The 18,032-nt window shown below is 55.5% G+C and carries 13 protein-coding genes; 9 read left to right on the forward strand and 4 right to left on the reverse strand.

Features of this window, described 5'->3' with window-relative positions; genetic code table 11:
- The first annotated feature begins 113 nt into the window (after positions 1 to 113).
- A complete protein-coding gene (locus KO116_RS04480) occupies positions 114 to 1,793 on the forward strand; it encodes an NAD-dependent malic enzyme (protein ID WP_008959228.1) in 1,680 nt (559 codons plus the stop codon).
- Between the two features lie 87 nt (positions 1,794 to 1,880).
- Here KO116_RS04480 and acnA read toward each other — a convergent pair whose 3' ends face one another.
- Entirely contained in the window at positions 1,881 to 4,613 is a 2,733-nt protein-coding gene (gene acnA, locus KO116_RS04485) for an aconitate hydratase AcnA (protein ID WP_035562835.1), read from the reverse strand.
- 285 nt (positions 4,614 to 4,898) lie between these two features.
- Here acnA and trxB point away from each other — a divergent pair, with 285 nt between their 5' ends.
- On the forward strand, positions 4,899 to 5,852 hold the full coding sequence (trxB, locus tag KO116_RS04490) for a thioredoxin-disulfide reductase (RefSeq protein WP_035562837.1): 954 nt from the start codon (positions 4,899 to 4,901) through the stop codon (positions 5,850 to 5,852).
- A 23-nt stretch (positions 5,853 to 5,875) separates the two neighbouring features.
- Here trxB and KO116_RS04495 read toward each other — a convergent pair whose 3' ends face one another.
- Positions 5,876 to 6,412 carry a GspH/FimT family pseudopilin gene (locus KO116_RS04495; RefSeq protein ID WP_035562840.1) on the reverse strand — a complete coding sequence of 179 codons (537 nt, stop codon included), beginning with the start codon at positions 6,410 to 6,412 and terminating at the stop codon, positions 5,876 to 5,878.
- A 134-nt stretch (positions 6,413 to 6,546) separates the two neighbouring features.
- Between KO116_RS04495 and thiO the strand changes: the two genes are divergently transcribed.
- Positions 6,547 to 7,650, forward strand: coding sequence for a glycine oxidase ThiO (gene thiO, locus KO116_RS04500; protein ID WP_035562843.1), 1,104 nt, complete (start codon positions 6,547 to 6,549; stop codon positions 7,648 to 7,650).
- On the opposite strand, the gene KO116_RS04505 is transcribed toward thiO, so the two are convergent.
- Positions 7,647 to 7,919: a PP0621 family protein gene (locus tag KO116_RS04505; RefSeq protein ID WP_008959223.1), complete on the reverse strand. Its 273-nt coding sequence runs from the start codon at positions 7,917 to 7,919 to the stop codon at positions 7,647 to 7,649. The genes thiO and KO116_RS04505 overlap by 4 nt on opposite strands.
- Positions 7,920 to 8,055: 136 nt before the next feature.
- Between KO116_RS04505 and KO116_RS04510 the strand changes: the two genes are divergently transcribed.
- Positions 8,056 to 9,690 (forward strand): NAD+ synthase, encoded by a 1,635-nt coding sequence (locus KO116_RS04510; RefSeq protein ID WP_035562846.1) that lies wholly within the window; start codon positions 8,056 to 8,058, stop codon positions 9,688 to 9,690.
- Between the two features lie 99 nt (positions 9,691 to 9,789).
- Here the strand turns inward: KO116_RS04510 and KO116_RS04515 are convergent, their stop codons facing one another.
- Complete coding sequence (locus KO116_RS04515) at positions 9,790 to 10,605, reverse strand: outer membrane protein assembly factor BamD (protein WP_035562848.1); 816 nt, start codon at positions 10,603 to 10,605, stop codon at positions 9,790 to 9,792.
- A gap of 217 nt (positions 10,606 to 10,822) precedes the next feature.
- Between KO116_RS04515 and rluD the strand changes: the two genes are divergently transcribed.
- The 5 genes from rluD to ilvN all read left to right on the forward strand — a co-directional run bounded on the left by rluD (position 10,823) and on the right by ilvN (position 17,948).
- Positions 10,823 to 11,782 (forward strand): 23S rRNA pseudouridine(1911/1915/1917) synthase RluD, encoded by a 960-nt coding sequence (gene rluD / locus KO116_RS04520; protein WP_035562851.1) that lies wholly within the window; start codon positions 10,823 to 10,825, stop codon positions 11,780 to 11,782.
- Positions 11,779 to 12,534 carry a peptidoglycan editing factor PgeF gene (gene pgeF / locus KO116_RS04525; protein WP_035562854.1) on the forward strand — a complete coding sequence of 252 codons (756 nt, stop codon included), beginning with the start codon at positions 11,779 to 11,781 and terminating at the stop codon, positions 12,532 to 12,534. The genes rluD and pgeF overlap by 4 nt, the downstream gene beginning before the upstream one ends.
- Positions 12,535 to 12,678: 144 nt before the next feature.
- Positions 12,679 to 15,258: an ATP-dependent chaperone ClpB gene (gene clpB / locus KO116_RS04530; protein WP_035562856.1), complete on the forward strand. Its 2,580-nt coding sequence runs from the start codon at positions 12,679 to 12,681 to the stop codon at positions 15,256 to 15,258.
- A gap of 474 nt (positions 15,259 to 15,732) precedes the next feature.
- Positions 15,733 to 17,457 (forward strand): acetolactate synthase 3 large subunit, encoded by a 1,725-nt coding sequence (locus KO116_RS04535; RefSeq protein WP_035562860.1) that lies wholly within the window; start codon positions 15,733 to 15,735, stop codon positions 17,455 to 17,457.
- A complete protein-coding gene (gene ilvN, locus KO116_RS04540; RefSeq protein ID WP_007113940.1) occupies positions 17,457 to 17,948 on the forward strand; it encodes an acetolactate synthase small subunit in 492 nt (163 codons plus the stop codon). Before KO116_RS04535 ends, ilvN begins: the two co-directional genes overlap by 1 nt.
- Positions 17,949 to 18,032 lie beyond the last annotated feature (84 nt).

Raw genomic sequence — 18,032 nt, forward strand, 5'->3', positions numbered from 1 at the left:
CAACGTCGCTCTCTTCTACCTTTGTAGCAGGAGCATGTTACATTAAGCCCAAACGCCGCAAACGCCCGATGTTGCTGCATTGCAGCAGTGATTGACATAAAAAGAGAATGCTTATGACTACCCAGAGTAAACGCCCTTTATACCTTCCTTACGCCGGTCCTTCTTTGCTCGAAATGCCGCTATTGAACAAAGGCAGCGCGTTTACTCAACAGGAGCGCCTGGCGTTTAACCTGATTGGTTTGCTGCCGCAAAAGGTGGAAACCATTGAGGATCAGCTAGAGCGGGTCTATCGTCAGTACCAGCAGTGCCATAGTGACCTTGAGAAACACATTCATCTGCGCGCTATTCAAGATGACAACGAAACGCTCTACTTCCGTATGGTTTCTCAGCATCTGGAAGAGATGCTGCCGATTATTTATACCCCCACGGTGGGGCAGGCATGTCAGGAATTCTCCAATATTTATCGTAATCACCGCGGGCTGTTTATTAGCTACCCTGACCGCGAGCATATGGATGACATCCTGCGCAGCGCCACCAAAGATAACGTTAAAGTCATCGTGGTGACGGATGGTGAGCGCATTCTAGGCCTGGGCGACCAGGGTATCGGTGGGATGGGAATTCCCATCGGTAAGCTGGCGCTGTATACCGCCTGTGGTGGCATCAGCCCTGCCTACACGCTCCCTATCATGATCGATGTGGGCACCAACAATAAAGCGCTGTTGGATGACCCCATGTACATGGGTTGGCGTCATGAGCGGGTAGGGCAAGAAGAGTACGATGCTTTCATGGCAGAGTTCATTGCCGCTGTGAAGCGCCGTTGGCCTAACGTGCTGCTGCAATTTGAAGACTTTGCCCAGGCCAACGCGGTGCCATTGCTGGAACGTTATCGTGACGAGCTATGCTGCTTCAACGACGACGTACAGGGGACTGCTTCTGTGGTGGTCGGCACCTTGATGGCGGCTTGCCAGGCACGTGAAGAAACCATCGCCCAGCAGCGCGTAGTGTTTGTCGGCGGCGGTTCTGCGGGCTGTGGGATTGCCGAGCAGGTGGTGGTGGCCATGGAAGCCGAAGGCTTGACTGAAAGCGAGGCACGGGCACGTATTTTCATCGTCGATAGGGACGGGTTGATGACCAGCGATCAAGCGTGGCAGCGCGACTTCCAGCGTCGTCTAGCCCATGATCCTTCAGTGGTGGTTGGCTGGAATGGTCAAGCCCTGGAGGAGACGATCGCGCAGATCAAACCAACGGTGTTGATCGGAGTCTGCGGGCAACGCGGTATTTTCACCGAGCAGGTTGTTCGCACCATGCACGCGGGCTGTGAGCACCCCGTGATCATGCCGCTCTCCAACCCGACCTCGCAAGCAGAGGCGGTGCCGGAAGATGTTATCCGTTGGACCGATGGTCAAGCGCTGGTAGCGACCGGTAGCCCCTTTGCGCCGGTGGTGCATAACGGGCGCACGTATCCCATCGCTCAGTGCAATAATGCCTATATCTTCCCGGGCATCGGGTTGGGCGTGATTGCCGCCAGTGCTAGCCGCGTCACCGATGAGATGCTGATGAGCGCTTCGCGGGCGCTTGCCCGTGAAGCACCGCTGGTAAAAGAGGGCAAAGGGGCGCTTCTGCCACCGCTGTCACGTATTCGCGATATCAGCAAGTCGATTGCCTTTGAAGTGGCTGCCCAGGCGCAGCAGAACGGCGTGGCGCTGAAAACCAGCGGCACTACTCTGCGGGAGTTGATTGAAAAGGCGTCCTGGTCGCCGGATTACCGCACTTACCGCCGCCGTGCTTTTTAGGCATGCACTTATCAGCAATCTGCTAGATCAAGCCCAAAAAAAGCCCCCACCGAAGTGGGGGCATGCAAGCATTGGTAGGTTTTACCTTTAGGCTGCGCCGATCATCTTGCGCAGCACGTAGTGAAGGATACCACCATGACGGTAGTAAGCCAGCTCGTTTACCGTATCAATTCGGCACTTGGCATCAACGCTACGTTCCCCATCGGCATTTTTAATCATCACTTTGACCGTGCCACCTGGCGTTAGGTCGCTCAAACCGGCAATCGAAATTTCTTCATCCCCGGTTAGGCCCAGCGTTTTACGGCTTTCGCCTTCGGCAAACTGCAGCGGCACAACGCCCATGCCGATCAGGTTAGAGCGGTGGATGCGCTCAAAGGATTCGGCGATCACGGCACGAACGCCCAACAGACGCGTGCCTTTCGCTGCCCAATCCCGTGAAGAGCCGGTGCCGTACTCTTTACCGGCAATCACGACCAGCGGTTTGCCTTCCTCTTTGTACTTCATCGCGGCATCGTAAATGGCCATCTGCTCGCCGCTGGGCACGTGGCGTGTTTCACCACCGACAACGCCATCGAGCATCTCATTTTTGATCCGCACGTTGGCGAAGGTGCCGCGCATCATGACTTCATGGTTACCCCGGCGTGAACCGTAGGAGTTGAAGTCGACCGGCTTAACGCCGTGCTCTTGTAAGTAGCGACCTGCCGGGCTGTCAGGCTTGATGGCGCCCGCCGGGGAGATATGGTCGGTGGTTACCGAGTCGCCTAGCATCGCTAGAACACGAGCGTTGTGCACATCTTCGATGGCATCCGGCTCACGGCCCATACCTTCAAAGAAGGGGGGGTGCTGAATGTAGGTAGATTCAGGCCACTGATAGACCTTGCTCTCTGAAACGTCGATGGCTTTCCAGACGTCGTCACCCTCAAACACCGCGCCGTACTCTTTACGGAACATCGCGGTATTGACCTTCTCAACGGCGCTGGCGATCTCTGCTTGAGTGGGCCAGATGTCTTTGAGATAGACAGGCTCACCGTCGCTGCCTTGACCCAGTGGCTCTTTGGTAAGGTCGCGTTGAACGTTACCTGCCAGGGCGTAGGCGACCACCAGGGGCGGGGAGGCTAGCCAATTGGTTTTAACCAAGGGATGAACCCGGCCTTCGAAGTTCCGGTTACCAGACAGCACCGAGGCCACGGCGAGGTCGCCCTCGTTAATGGCCTGCTCGATCTCATCAGGCAGCGGGCCGGAGTTGCCGATACAAGTGGTACAGCCGTAACCGACCAAGTTGAAGCCTAACGCATCCAGGTCATCATTGAGGCCAGCGGCAGCAAGGTAGTCGGTGACCACTTTAGAGCCGGGCGCCAGTGACGTTTTCACCCACGGTTGGGTAGTTAAGCCCTTTTCACGGGCTTTACGTGCCAACAAACCGGCCGCCATCATAACGCTGGGGTTGGACGTGTTAGTGCAGGAGGTAATGGCCGCGATGACCACCGCGCCGGGGTCAAGGCTAAAGTCATGGTCATCAAGCTTAACGGCTTGACTGGTGTCATGTTCGAAGCTGCGCTCTACACCTACTGCAGTTTGGCCACCTTCAGAGGAGAACTTACCCTTTTCGGTTGGCTTGGCCTTGCTATCTTCCTGCATGAACTTGTCAAAGGCTGCCGCCATATCCTGTAAGGCGACCCGGTCTTGCGGACGTTTGGGGCCGGCAAGGCTGGCTTCCACCTCGGTCATGTCCAGTTCCAGAGCGTCGGTGAAGATCGGCTCATCGCTGGGTTCTCGCCACAGCCCTTGGGCTTTGCTATAGGCTTCTACCAGCGCGACTTGCTCATCTTCACGACCGGTAAGACGCATATAGTTCAGGGTTTCTTCATCCACTGGGAAGAAGCCACAAGTAGCGCCATACTCAGGGGCCATATTGGCAATGGTAGCGCGATCCGCCAACGGCAGGCCTTTCAAACCGTCGCCGTAGAACTCGACAAATTTACCCACCACACCTTTCTTGCGCAGCATTTCTGTAACGGTAAGTACCAAGTCTGTCGCGGTAATGCCTTCGCGTAATTTGCCGGTCAATTTAAAACCGATGACTTCGGGAATCAGCATAGAGACAGGCTGACCAAGCATGGCGGCTTCAGCTTCAATACCGCCAACGCCCCAGCCTAATACACCCAATCCGTTAATCATCGTGGTGTGGGAGTCAGTGCCGACGAGAGTATCTGGATAGGCAAAGGTCTTGCCGTCTTCGTCTTTAGTCCATACCGTTCTGCCAAGGTACTCCAGGTTTACCTGGTGGCAGATACCGGTACCAGGGGGCACGACACTGAAGTTGTCAAACGCCTGCTGACCCCAGCGGAGAAACTCGTAACGCTCGCGGTTACGCTGCATCTCGATATCAACGTTCTCTTGGAACGCCGCTTGGTTGCCAAACTTATCGACCATGACTGAGTGATCAATAACCAGATCAACCGGGGTGAGCGGGTTGATCTTCGCGGGGTCTTCACCGAGGCTCTCGACAGCGGCGCGCATAGAGGCTAGATCCACTACGCCGGGTACGCCGGTAAAATCCTGCATCAATACGCGTGCCGGGCGATAGCCAATTTCACGGCTGGATTTACCTTCGGCCTGCCAGTCGACCAGGGCCTGCATGTCTTCTTCAGCAACACTTTCGTCATCGCCGAAGCGCAGCTGATTTTCGAGTAGGATTTTGAGCGTCTTGGGTAGCCGGTCAATGCTGCCCAGTGCCTCTGCCGCTTTGGGTAGGCTGTAATAGTGGTACGTTTTACTGCCCACCTCTAAGGTACTTAGCGTATCGGGTGTCTTGCTCATGTGTCTCTCCTCTGATTGCTGAGTGTTGCCCTCAGCGTGACGGTCACGATCTTCCTGTCGTATTGATTACCCTAGTATGGCTTACCCCAGTATGGCGTTGATTTAGTAATAACACATGGGTGTTTGCATCGTCGCTTTCAAGGTTTCTTCGCCTAATAGCGTAGACGAAACCTTGCAATAGCTTGTACTTGGCACCATTTCAGGCAGACTCTGTGCCTAATTTTTTATAAAGCTTTTACACAGCTCTCAATAAAGCTATCAGTCAGATCTTTACAAGGTGGTGTCATGGAAACTCGTCATGAGCGTTTGATTATTCTTGGATCCGGCCCGGCAGGCTATACGGCTGCTGTGTATGCCGCGCGGGCAAACCTGAAGCCACTGCTGATCACCGGTATTCAGGCGGGTGGGCAATTGACCACCACAACCGACGTGGATAACTGGCCGGGTGACGCCCAAGGCGTTCAAGGCCCCGAATTAATGGAGCGCATGAAGCAACACGCTGAACGCTTCAATACCGAAGTGCTGTTTGATCATATCAATGAGGTCAGCCTAGGTGAAAAACCCTTCACCTTAAAGGGTGACAGCGGTGTTTATACCTGCGATGCACTTATTATAGCCACCGGTGCCAGCGCACGTTACCTGGGCCTGCCTACCGAACAGCAGTTTATGGGCCAAGGGGTATCGGCCTGCGCGACCTGCGATGGCTTTTTCTACCGCAACCAGGAAGTCATTGTGGTCGGTGGCGGCAATACTGCCGTGGAAGAGGCGCTCTATCTCTCCAATATTGCCTCCAAAGTCACTCTGGTACATCGCCGGGATACATTGCGAGCAGAAAAAATCTTGCAAGATAAGCTATTAGAGAAAGCAGCAGCCGGAAAGATCGCCCTTGAGTGGTTCCAGGAAGTGGAAGAAGTGCTCGGCGATAACTCGGGTGTTACAGGCGTACGGGTCAAATCCACTAAAGATGGTTCAAGCAAAGAGATTCATGCGCCAGGTTTGTTTATCGCCATTGGTCATAGCCCCAACACTGGCATTTTTGAAGGTCAGTTAGCCATGAACGGCGGCTACATCAAGGTAACCTCTGGCCTTGAAGGCAACGCCACCGCGACCAGCGTGCCGGGTGTGTTTGCCTGCGGTGATGTCATGGATCACATTTATCGCCAAGCGATCACCTCTGCCGGTAGCGGTTGCATGGCGGCGCTGGATGCCGAGCGTTATTTAGACGGTATTGCCGGGTAACGTTGCACTCTGCTCTGAAGCGCCTAGCAATCGATAGGCGCTTCATCGATTCTCAGACGGCCCAACTGGCTCAGCACTAGCTTTTTCCCCTGCGACTCTTCGGCACCGTGGCCTGAACAAATAGCAAAACTGCCGTTATAACCGCTGGTATAGCCCAATGAGCTGTAGCGAATGCGCGACCAGCCCCGGCTGTAAGTTACTCGTGTGCCTCGCTCGGCAGGCATAATGTGCAAAATATCGTCGGTTTGAATATTATCTGTTTGATCCCCCTTTACGATCATGAGCTCACCGCCCCATTCGCTACTGCATGCCGTGCGGTCCTCAGCCGCCGGACAAAGCGTGATCTGGCGACGCTGGCTGATGGCCGTATTGCGCGCTAATGAAAACGCGCTTTGTAATCGATTGACTTCGCTGGTCTGCGCGGTTCGCTCACCCAATGCTTGAAAATTAGGTAGCCCCCAGGCAGCCATAATGCCGACTAATAGCAGCGTGATCATTAGCTCAAGCAACGTAAACCCGCTTTCAGGTAGCGTGCGCGCGCCGTTATGGCCATCGTTCATCGCCTCTCCTTACTTGACCTTGTTATTGCCCGCGCTATGCTCAGTGCCCGGTGTCAACGGCCATGATCAGTTGGTGGTTTAATCATCCTAGGCGATAGTCACTATTTTTTATGTAAGCCAAAACGGACAATGTTGTGAGCGATTTCTTAATTATTGGTGGCGGCGTGATCGGCATGATGACGGCGCTACAGTTAGCCGATGCGGGTCAGCAGGTCACGCTGGTGGATCGTGGCGAGTGCGGTAAAGAGGCGTCGTGGGCCGGTGGCGGTATCGTCTCACCGCTTTATCCATGGCGATACGATGCTGCGATATCGCAACTATCCCGCTGGTCAGAAGGGGTTTACCCCTCGTTGGCTTTACGCTTGCTGGAAGAGACAGGCATTGATCCTGAGTATCGCCAAAGAGGGCTGCTCTACCTGAACGTAGATGACGCCGATAGTGCTCTGTGCTGGGCTCGACAGCTGGGCAAACCGCTAGAGCGGGTAGGGGCAGATTTCGTCCGCGATAAAGAGCCTGGCGTGGCAATGGCGGGCGACAGTGCGCTATGGATGCCGACCCTGGGCAGTGTGCGTAACCCGCGCTTAGCCAAAGCGTTGAAGGCGCGGCTAACGGCGATGCCGCAGGTAACGCTGAGAGAGCAGTGCGAGGTCAGTGGCTTTATCCAAAAGGAGGGCCAGGTGGAGGGCGTGGTTAGCTCACAAGGGCCGTTAATCGCTGGGCGCATTGTGGTGTGTGGCGGTGCCTGGACTGCTCAACTATTGGCTCAGCTGAAGGTGCAACTGCCGGTAAGGCCGGTAAAAGGGCAGATGATCGCTTACCAGGCACCCAAAGGGTTAGTGCAGCGTGTGGTGTTAAAAGATGGGCGTTATATTATTCCGCGTGCAGACGGGTTGCTGTTGGTCGGTTCTACGTTAGAGGAAGCTGGGTTTGATAAGACCACCGACGCGGCAGCGCTGGCATCGCTAAAACACAGCGCCGAGGCCATTCTGCCTGCCTTGGCAACCTGCCCGGTAGCGCATCAATGGGCCGGGCTTCGCCCTGGTTCGCCAGCGGGCATTCCTTTTATCGGCGCCCTTCAAGAATGGCCTAACGTATACATCAATGCGGGGCACTATCGTAATGGCTTGGTATTGGCGCCTGCCTCGACCCATTTATTGGCGGATCAACTGCTTGGGCGCGAGCCATTGATCGACCCCGCGCCTTACCAGCCTACGCCCGAGCGGCTTATTCAGGTTTAAGGCGCGCCGTCTTTATCCTGCTGCTCTTGTAAAAAACGGTCACGGTGCGCGCTGGAGCAGAACCACTGCTCGTGGTCGCGCAGCGCTTCATCTTCGGGTACGTGCACCTCACACCAGCGACAGCGCACCATTTTACCGCCTTCATGGCGATTGACTTGTTTATGCTGTGCTTCATGCTCAAGCTTACGTTGTCGGTAGATGCCGTAGAGCTTTAAACCGGCATAAAATACAACGGCGAAGATAATCAGCCGAATGATCAAGAGGTTCATCCTTATTTTGTCTCCCGAATGAGGGAACTAGGCTTGGGATTGACGCATGGCCTTTGCCAGTTGGCGGCCCTTGCGGGACAATACGACGATGACGGTGTAACCCTATTTCAAAGATTCTCAAGAGATTTTGACGCCCATGCAAGACTTAACGCTGGTAATGGCCCAACTCGATCCTCTGGTCGGGGATATTCCCGGCAATGCCGCACGCGCGATTGAAGCAGTGCGCGAAGCGCGGATTGAGCATGGGGCGGATATTGTTGTCTTTCCAGAGCTTTTTTTGTCGGGCTACCCGCCGGAAGATTTGCTGCTGCGCCCCTCTATGGAAACCCGTCTGCGTGAAGCTCGCGCGCTAATGGCATCGAAGGTCGCCAGTGATGTGTTGGTGATCATCGGCTATCCCGGCGTGCGGGAAGGCCACTGTTACAACTTGGCTGGGGTACTCTACAACGGCCAGTGGGAAGCTGAGTACGCCAAGCAGGCGCTGCCTAACTACCAAGTGTTCGATGAGCAGCGCTATTTCACGCCCGGCACTGAGACGCTGGTGTATGAGCATAAAGGCGCCAAACTAGGCATCGTGATCTGCGAAGACCTTTGGGATGGCGCGCCGGTTAAGGCCGCCGCGCAAGCGGGCGCTGAGGTGCTGGTCTCCTTGCACGCCTCTCCTTATCACCAAGACAAGCCCGCGGAACGGCTGCGCCTGTTGGAGGAGCATGCCCAGGATACGCAGCTTCCAATTGTGTATGTGAACACCATCGGTGGCCAAGATGAACTGGTCTTTGATGGCGGCTCTTGCTGCGTTAACGCCAGCGGTGAGCTGCAGGTGCTGGCGCCGTATTGGCAGGCGGGCCTGATGCCGGTTCAGTTTTTGCAAACCAGCGCGACGGTGTGGGAACCCCAAGCCGGAGAGATTGACCCTGAGGTAGAGCCGGAAGAGAGCCTTTACTGTGCGCTCGTGACCGGGTTGCGCGATTACGTCAACAAGAGCGGTTTTGAGGGCGTGGTGCTGGGGCTTTCCGGCGGCATTGATTCCGCGCTTTCGCTGGCGATTGCGGTTGACGCACTGGGCCCTCAACGGGTGCAGGCGGTGATGATGCCCTATCACTACACGGCGGATATTTCCAAGCAGGACGCTGCAGAGCAGGCCAATATGCTCGGCGTGCACTACGAGATCATGCCGATTGAACCCATGGTCGACGCCTTTATGGGGACGCTTGCTGAAAGCTTTGCCGGTACGCAACGTGATACTACCGAGGAAAACCTGCAGTCGCGCTGCCGCGGTGTGCTGCTAATGGCGATTTCCAATAAGAAAGGCTTGATGGTGCTGACCACCGGCAACAAGAGCGAAATGGCGGTGGGGTATGCCACGCTGTATGGCGATATGGTGGGCGGCTATAACGCTATTAAGGATGTGTATAAAACCTGGGTTTATCGCCTTGCCCGCTGGCGCAACACGCAATCACCTGCCATTCCTGAGCGGGTGATCGAGCGGCCACCCAGTGCCGAGCTGGCGCCTGATCAACAGGATAGCGACTCCTTGCCCGATTACGATGTGCTCGACGCGATCTTAGTCAGCTACATTGAAGGCGATATGAGCGCTGAGGCAATTATTGCCGCTGGTTTTGACGAGGAAGACGTTTATAAAGTGGTTAAGCTCGTTGACCGCTGCGAGTATAAGCGCCGTCAAGCCCCGATTGGCGTACGGGTGACGCCACGCGGTTTTGGCCGGGACCGCCGCTACCCGATTGTTAATGGCTGGCAGCCCGGCGCATAAGCCGGGCCTAGCGCTAAAGCAAACACAAAAAAACCACGCCGAAGCGTGGTTTTTTTTGCGGATGTGTATCGCTTTTATTGTTGCAGCATGTTCATAGGCTTAATCATCTTGGCCTAAATGCTTGGGGACAAAACGGCTGCCCTGCAGCTGTTCGTGGCCAGGCGCGTTTTCACGCAGTACAGCTAGCACCTCATTGGCGCGATCATCCATGTCCAAGCCTTGATAGCCTTCTACCATGGTGGCTAGGGCATCCCGGGTGGCGCTTGATTCAGGATAGTTTTCGACGACCCAGCGGCCGCGTTCAACCGCTGCCAAATAGGCCCCGCGGCGTAGGTAATAATCGGCGACATGTAGTTCATGGCGGGCCATTAGCTCACGCAGATAGACGATGCGCTGCTGGGCATCCGGCGCATATTCACTCTGTGGGTAACGCTGGATCAGCTCGCGGAAATCATTGTAGGCATCCCGCGAGGCGCCCAAATCGCGCTTGGAGATATCAATTAGGCGCAGGCGCTCTAAGCTAAAACGTCCTGCTTGCCACGCCGAGAGGCCACGAAGGTAGTAGGCGTAGTCAACCTGGGGGTGGTCGGGGTGAAGGCGAATAAAGCGGCTAGCCGCTGCCCGGGCTTCTTCCCAATTGCTATTTTCATAGTAGGCATAGATCAGCTCAAGCTGTGCCTGCTCAGCATGGGCGCCAAAAGGATAGCGGGTATCAAGCGCTTCTAAACGCTCTATCGCGATCGGGTAGCGGTTGCTGTCTAAGGCCGTGCGGGCCAATTCATAGAGCTCGCGCTCTTGCACCCCAGCAAATTCATCTTCCTCTTCTTCACTGGTGTCGTTACTCGCACAGCCCGCTAAAAGGGCAAGGCTTAGGGCTAGAGCACCAAAGCGGTTGGCAGCTGAAAAAACGCGCATCTTCATCCTCGTTGCAAACAAGCCTCAATCACCAAAAAGCGGCGATGGCCATAAGTAGAAATGGTAGAATAGGTCGCAGTCCGCCCACTATAAAACACCTCGACATAAAACGCAGGCTTAGCGACGTTTCGTCAGGTGCCGTCAATATCGATTTTTCCATGCTGAGGCTGATTTTTCGCCTTGCTGGGGTTTTTTTCGCGCTTTAAAGAGGTTTTTCATGTCTCGAATAGTTGAAGACACGCAGCGTGTGCCCGCTACACTGGCCGGTGCGCGATTAGACCAAGCGGCGGCGGAGTTGTTCAGCAATTACTCACGTGAACGCTTAAAAGCGTGGATTAATGCCGGTGAATTAACCGTGGATGGCATGCAAGCCAAGCCGAAAGCCAAGCTGCACGGTGATGAAGTGTTGGCACTGCAGGCCACCATCGAAGACGATACGCGCTTTGAGGCGCAGGATATCGCGCTGGATATCGTGTATGAAGACGACGCGGTAATCGTCATTAATAAAGCGGCGGGTATGGTCGTTCACCCTGCTGCAGGCAACCCGGATGGCACGCTGCTCAATGCCTTGCTTTACCATCACCCGGCGCTTGCTGAAGTGCCACGCGCGGGTATCGTTCACCGCCTGGATAAAGATACCACCGGCTTGATGATGGTGGCGAAAACGCTGCCCGCTCAAACTGTGCTGGTGGATCAGTTGCAGGCACGCAGCGTGTCGCGCCAGTACGATGCGGTGGTGATTGGTAAGCCGGTCTCTGGCAGTACCATTGATGCGCCTATTGGCCGTCATCCGAAAGACCGTAAGCGCCAAGCGGTAACGACATCGGGCAAACCTGCGATTACGCATTTTCGCGTGGTTGAACGGTTCCGTGCCCATACCCATGTACGCTGTAAACTGGAAACAGGGCGCACCCATCAAATTCGTGTGCACATGGCCCATGCCCGTTACCCATTGATTGGTGATCCCATGTATGGCGGCCGTGCCAAGCTGCCGCCAGGCGCTGCGGAGCCATTGAAAGAGATCTTGCGCGAGTTTCCGCGTCAGGCGCTACATGCTCGGAAGTTGATTTTCAAACATCCGGTCAGTGGCGAAACCGTTACTTTTCAGGTCGATCTTCCTGATGATTTGCTAATGTTGTTGGATTACCTGCGCGAAGATAATGAGACGATGAGATGAGCGATGCCATTAATTTAAGGCCGACGCTTTTAATGCCTGACTGGCCAGCGCCGGCCAATGTACGAGCCTTTGTGACCACCCGTGAATCAGGGCCTAGTCAGGGATATTTCGCCGCTTTTAACACCGCTGCTCATGTTGGCGATAACCCCGACCATGTCGCACTGTGTCGCCGGCTGTTGCAAAAAGAGATCGGGGATGAGCGACCGCTACTGTGGCTTAACCAGACCCACGGTGCCCGCGTTCAGCAGGTTTTTGAACCTAACGCCGCCGATGCGGATGCTGCCATTGCGACGTCTAATGAGTACGCCTGTGTGGTACTGACAGCCGACTGCCTGCCGGTCATGCTGTGTAATCGCGCTGGAACCCAGGTCGCCGTTGCCCATGCGGGGTGGCGTGGTTTGGCAGGTGGCGTGCTGGAGGCGACGATTGCGGCAATGAATACCGATCCCGAGGACATCCTTGTGTGGTTGGGCCCCGCGATTTCCAACGCTCAGTTTGAGGTTGGCCCGGAGGTCTATGGTGCCTTTGTGGCAGTGCATCCTGACATCGCCGACGCTTTTGATCATAGTCCCTACCGGCTGGGTCATTACATGGCCGACTTGTACCGGTTGGCGCGGTTTCGTTTGGAAGCACTCGGCGTAAACAATATAAGTGGTGGCCACTTCTGTACTGCCTGCGAGTCGCGGTTCTACTCCTACCGTCGCGATGGCGGTAAAACCGGCCGCATGGCCAGTGTGATCTGGATCAATTAAACCAGTGGTTTATTCACACACCTCTTGAAAAGCATGGAACTGACGCCATTTAACTTGTCAAGCTAATCGTGATTAGTACGCCTAATGACACGTTATCGGGTTACGCGGTGCGTCCAAGCGCACGGCACCCCCAGGAGGAATTCCATGCGTTTTGATAAATTTACCGCCAAGCTCCAAAGCGCGATTGCCGAAGCGCAGTCGCTGGCCGTTGGTCGCGGTCATAATCAGCTAGACCCAGCGCATTTGCTGCTGGCCCTGCTCGACACCAAAGATACCGGTATTAAGGCCCTGATTGAAAAAGCCGAGGGCAATCCCTCGCGCCTGCGCGATGGACTGATGCAGCAATTGGATAATTTGCCCAAAGTGGGGCAGTTCGACGGCGAAGTGCAGCCATCGCGGGATTTCATCAAGCTTTTTAACTTAACCGATCGCGAAGCGCAGAAGCGCGGCGATCAGTTTATCGCCAGTGAGCTAGTGCTGCTGGCAGCGCTCGAGATGAATTCGGCTCTCACCAAACTGCTGAAAGACGCAGGTATTAATCGCAAATCCCTCGAAGCGGCTATCAATAGCCTACGCGGCGGCGCTACCGTCGACGATGCGAATGCCGAAGATCAGCGTGAAGCGTTGAACAAATACACCATGGATCTTACCCAGCGTGCGCTGGACGGCAAGCTGGATCCGGTGATTGGTCGCGACGACGAAATTCGCCGTACGATTCAAGTGCTGCAGCGGCGTACTAAAAACAACCCGGTATTAATCGGTGAACCGGGTGTGGGTAAAACCGCCATTGTCGAAGGGTTGGCCCAGCGCATCGTTAACGGTGAAGTGCCGGAAGGCCTCAAAGATAAGCGCGTGCTCTCGCTGGATATGGGGTCGCTGTTGGCGGGTGCCAAGTTCCGTGGCGAGTTTGAGGAGCGTTTGAAGGCCGTGCTCAAGGAGCTCTCCCAGGAAGAGGGGCGGGTAATTCTGTTTATCGATGAGCTGCACACTATGGTCGGTGCCGGTAAAGCCGAAGGCGCCATGGATGCAGGCAATATGCTCAAACCGGCTCTTGCGCGCGGCGAGCTGCACTGCGTGGGGGCGACCACGCTGGATGAGTATCGTAAGTACATCGAGAAAGACGCCGCTCTAGAACGTCGCTTCCAGAAGGTGTTGGTAGATGAGCCTTCCGAAGAGGACACTGTGGCGATTCTGCGCGGCCTGAAAGAGCGTTACGAAGTTCACCACGGCGTGGATATTACCGACTCCGCTATCATTGCCGCGGCCAAGCTCTCGACGCGCTATATCACCGATCGGCAGTTGCCTGACAAAGCCATCGATCTGATCGATGAAGCCGCATCGCGTATCCGTATGGAGCTGGATTCCAAGCCAGAGTCGATGGATCGTCTGGATCGCCGCTTGATTCAGCTCAAGATGGAGCGCGAAGCACTTAAGAAAGAGACCGATGAGGCGAGTAAAAAACGCTTGGAAGCTTTGAGCGCCCAGATTCACGAGTTAGAGCGCGAATACGCTGATCTTGATGAAATTTGGAAAGCTGAAAAAGCCAGTATTCAGGGGGCAGCGCAGTTTAAGGCCGATTTGGAACAAGCGCGGCTTGATCTGGAGCAGGCCCGCCGCCAGGGCGACTTAGGCCGCATGTCAGAAATTCAGTATGGCAAGATTCCAGAACTCGAGAAGAGAATTGCTGAAAGCGGCGAAGGAGAAGCGGATACCTCTAGCCACCAACTGCTGCGTTCCAACGTGACAGAAGAGGAGATCGCGGAAGTGGTTTCCCGCTGGACCGGCATCCCTGTCTCCAAAATGCTGGAAGGGGAGCGGGACAAACTGCTGCGAATGGAAGAGGCACTCCATCAGCGGGTGATTGGACAAGATGAAGCTGTCGAGGCTGTAGCCAACGCGGTGCGCCGCTCGCGAGCGGGACTTTCCGATCCTAACCGCCCCAACGGCTCATTTCTGTTCCTCGGCCCCACCGGGGTGGGTAAAACCGAGTTGTGTAAGTCGCTGGCCAACTTCCTGTTCGATACCGAAGAGGCGATGGTGCGTATCGATATGTCCGAGTTTATGGAGAAGCACTCCGTGGCCCGCTTGATCGGTGCGCCTCCTGGCTACGTAGGCTACGAAGAGGGCGGCTACTTAACCGAGGCCGTACGACGCAAGCCCTACTCGGTGCTGCTGCTGGATGAGGTGGAGAAAGCCCACCCGGATGTCTTTAATATCCTGCTGCAGGTGTTGGAGGATGGCCGCTTAACCGACGGACAGGGTCGCACGGTGGATTTCCGTAATACCGTGATCGTGATGACCTCTAACATGGGTTCGGACATTATCCAGCGCATGGGCGGTGACGATAGTGACTATGAAGTAATGAAAAACATGGTCATGGAGGTGGTGGGCAACCACTTCCGGCCTGAACTCATTAACCGTATTGATGAAGTGGTGGTGTTCCACGCCCTGGGCCAAGAGCAAATTCAAGCCATTGCCGGTATCCAGTTGGAACGCTTGAAGCTACGTCTTGCCGAGCATGATCTGAAGCTTGAGGTTAGCCCTGAAGCCATGGCGCAATTAGCGGTAGTCGGTTTTGACCCTGTGTATGGGGCGCGGCCACTCAAACGGGCGATTCAAAGCCGTATTGAAAACCCGCTGGCGCAAGACCTGCTGGGGGGCAAATTTACCCCTGGTGATACCATCCATATCACCGCAGAAGAGGGCAAGCTGGTGTTCAGCTGATTATTGGCAACGCCTTTTTGCGCAATTGAATAGGGAAAAAGCCCTGCTAGCGTTGCTGGCGGGGCTTTTTTAATGGCTTCCTGCGACCTTTGTTGCGTTTGGCCTGATCGGAGGTTGACAGGCTGAGGGCGCTAATGGAATCTTGTCGGTTCCTGATTTGCGGGCGCGGACTCACGGGTAACCCCTAATTCCCGCGCGAAGGGTAGGCGAAGGCCTCTACCCGCCGAAGGACTTCCGGGCTTGGGCTAACCGCTCAACCTGGCCAACGCCCCGACACGGCGAACCGCCGTGAAAGGGAATGACTGCTTTATGTTGGCATAAATCAGCATTCCCGATGAGAGTGCAGGCCCTAACAGGGCCATTTGCCAGGGTTTGGCATCAGGTGCCGGCTTGGGCCGGCAGCGGCATACCGCCGCACTCGACACCGCAGGATGTCCTGCGGATCGCACTCGAGACCTCCAGGGGAGAAATACAGTGGAACTGCTTTCCGGCGCAGATATGATCGCCCGCTTCTTGCAAGATGAGGGCATCGAATACATTTATGGTTACCCCGGCGGTGCAGCGCTGCATATTTACGATGCACTCTTCCGCCAGGACAAAGTGAAGCACATCCTAGTGCGTCACGAGCAAGCGGCGACGCACGCGGCCGATGGCTATGCCCGCGCCTCGGGCAAAGCGGGCTGCGTGCTAGTCACTTCCGGCCCCGGTGCCACGAATGCCGTCACTGGCATTGCCACCGCCTACATGGATTCCATTCCCATGGTGGTGCTATGTGGCCAAGTGGCCAGCCATCTGATCGGTGAAGACGCCTTCCAGGAAACCGATATCGTCGGTGTGACACGCCCGATCGTGAAGCATAGCTTCTCGATCCGTCACCCGTCTGAAATCCCGGAAGTGCTGAAAAAGGCGTTTTACCTAGCCTCGACCGGTCGCCCCGGCCCGGTGGTGGTCGATATCCCTAAAGATATGACGGCTCCCACTGAGCGCTACGAATACGTTTACCCGAAAAAGGTCAAACTGCGTTCGTATAACCCGGTAACGCGTGGCCATACCGGTCAGATCAAAAAAGCCGTCGAGATGATGCTGAAGGCCAAGCGCCCGGTGTTTTATACCGGCGGCGGTGTGGTCACCGGTAAAGCCAGCGAAGGCCTGACTGATCTGGTCAAGCAACTGGGGTACCCGATTACCACTACGCTGATGGGCATCGGCGCGTATCCCCAAAGTGACCGACAGTGTTTGGGCTGGCTGGGTATGCACGGCTCTTATGAATCCAATATGGCCATGCACCACGCCGACCTGATCATTGCCATTGGCGCGCGTTTTGACGACCGGGTGACCAATAGCACGTCGAAGTTCTGCCCCACTGCCAAGATCATTCATGTGGATGTTGATCCGAGCTCGATCTCTAAAACGGTGCGTGCCGATGTGCCGATCGTGGGCCCGGCTTCCAGCGTTATCAATGAGATGATCAGTTTGGTGCAGGGGCATAAAATTGCCCATCCCGAAGCGCTGACGGAGTGGTGGGAAAAAATTGACGGCTGGCGCGCCGACCGCGAGGGCAAGTTGTATGAGCCCTCCAAGCCGGGTGAAGCGCTCAAGCCTCAGGAAGTGATTGAGGCGCTGTGTCGAGTCACACGCGGCGAAGCCTATGTGACCACCGATGTCGGTCAGCATCAGATGTTTGCCGCGCAGTACTACAAGTTCGACAAGCCCAACCGACTAATTACCTCCGGTGGTTTGGGCACCATGGGCTTTGGTTTCCCCGCCGCGATGGGTATTAAACAGAACTACCCGGATGATGATGTGGTGTGCGTCACCGGTGAAGGTAGCTTCCAGATGATGATGCAGGAGCTCTCTACCTGTAAGCAGTATGGGGTGGGCGTTAAGATCGTTAATCTTAACAATGCATCGCTGGGCATGGTGCGTCAGTGGCAGGATTTGAACTATAAGTCACGTCACGCACATTCTTATATGGAGTCGCTGCCCGACTTCCATATGTTGATTGAGGCGTATGGGTTCACCGCGATTACCGTCAATACGCTTGACGAGCTTGAGCCAGCGCTAGAGCGTGCGTTTGCTGATAAGCATGAGCTGGTGTTTCTTGACGTGAAGGTCGACCCCTTTGAGCACGTCTATCCGATGCAGGTACCGCTAGGTGCCATGCGCGACATGCTGCTGTCTAAAACGGAGCGTACCTGATGCGTCATATCATCTCGATTCTGTTAGAAAACGAACCGGGTGCGCTGTCACGTGTAGTCGGGTTGTTCTCTCAGCGTAACTTCAACATCGAAACGTTGAACGTTGCCCCTACTGAAGACCCATCGCTGTCGCGCTTAACGGTCACTACTGTGGGCGATGACCGGGTGATAGAGCAGATCACCAAGCATCTTAATAAGCTGATCGATGTGGTGAAACTGGTGGATCTCACCGAAGGTAACCATATCGAACGCGAATTGATGTTGGTGAAGGTGAAGGCGCTTGGTGCGGCGCGTGATGAAGTGAAACGTACGGTGGATATCTTCCGTGCGCAGATCGTCGACGTGACGCCAAGCCTCTACACGGTGCAGATTACCGGCGATGCGGGCAAGCTAGATGCTTTCCTTCAGGCCATGGCACCGGTGGGTATTCTTGAAGTCGCCCGTACAGGGGTTTCGGGTATTGCCCGGGGTGATAAGGTTTTGTCGCTCTAAGCACGCAAGTACGCAGCCTTTGCAGCTAGCCCTTAAAAGAAAGACTTAAACGTAAGCATAAGCGTCGCTTCTTTCCCGGAGCGG

The organism is Halomonas sp. KO116 (assembly GCF_000734975.2).
GTDB classification, from domain to species: domain Bacteria; phylum Pseudomonadota; class Gammaproteobacteria; order Pseudomonadales; family Halomonadaceae; genus Vreelandella; species Vreelandella glaciei.

What these genes read in the sequence shown, in the direction of transcription:
- KO116_RS04515 (WP_035562848.1), bottom strand. Translation starts at nt 10,605, where the DNA reads ATGCGCGTTTTTTCAGCTGCCAACCGCTTTGGTGCTCTAGCCCTAAGC.
- clpB (WP_035562856.1), top strand. Translation starts at nt 12,679, where the DNA reads ATGCGTTTTGATAAATTTACCGCCAAGCTCCAAAGCGCGATTGCCGAA.
- pgeF (WP_035562854.1), top strand. Translation starts at nt 11,779, where the DNA reads ATGAGCGATGCCATTAATTTAAGGCCGACGCTTTTAATGCCTGACTGG.
- KO116_RS04480 (WP_008959228.1), top strand. Translation starts at nt 114, where the DNA reads ATGACTACCCAGAGTAAACGCCCTTTATACCTTCCTTACGCCGGTCCT.
- KO116_RS04510 (WP_035562846.1), top strand. Translation starts at nt 8,056, where the DNA reads ATGCAAGACTTAACGCTGGTAATGGCCCAACTCGATCCTCTGGTCGGG.
- rluD (WP_035562851.1), top strand. Translation starts at nt 10,823, where the DNA reads ATGTCTCGAATAGTTGAAGACACGCAGCGTGTGCCCGCTACACTGGCC.
- KO116_RS04495 (WP_035562840.1), bottom strand. Translation starts at nt 6,412, where the DNA reads ATGAACGATGGCCATAACGGCGCGCGCACGCTACCTGAAAGCGGGTTT.
- acnA (WP_035562835.1), bottom strand. Translation starts at nt 4,613, where the DNA reads ATGAGCAAGACACCCGATACGCTAAGTACCTTAGAGGTGGGCAGTAAA.
- ilvN (WP_007113940.1), top strand. Translation starts at nt 17,457, where the DNA reads ATGCGTCATATCATCTCGATTCTGTTAGAAAACGAACCGGGTGCGCTG.
- KO116_RS04505 (WP_008959223.1), bottom strand. Translation starts at nt 7,919, where the DNA reads ATGAACCTCTTGATCATTCGGCTGATTATCTTCGCCGTTGTATTTTAT.
- trxB (WP_035562837.1), top strand. Translation starts at nt 4,899, where the DNA reads ATGGAAACTCGTCATGAGCGTTTGATTATTCTTGGATCCGGCCCGGCA.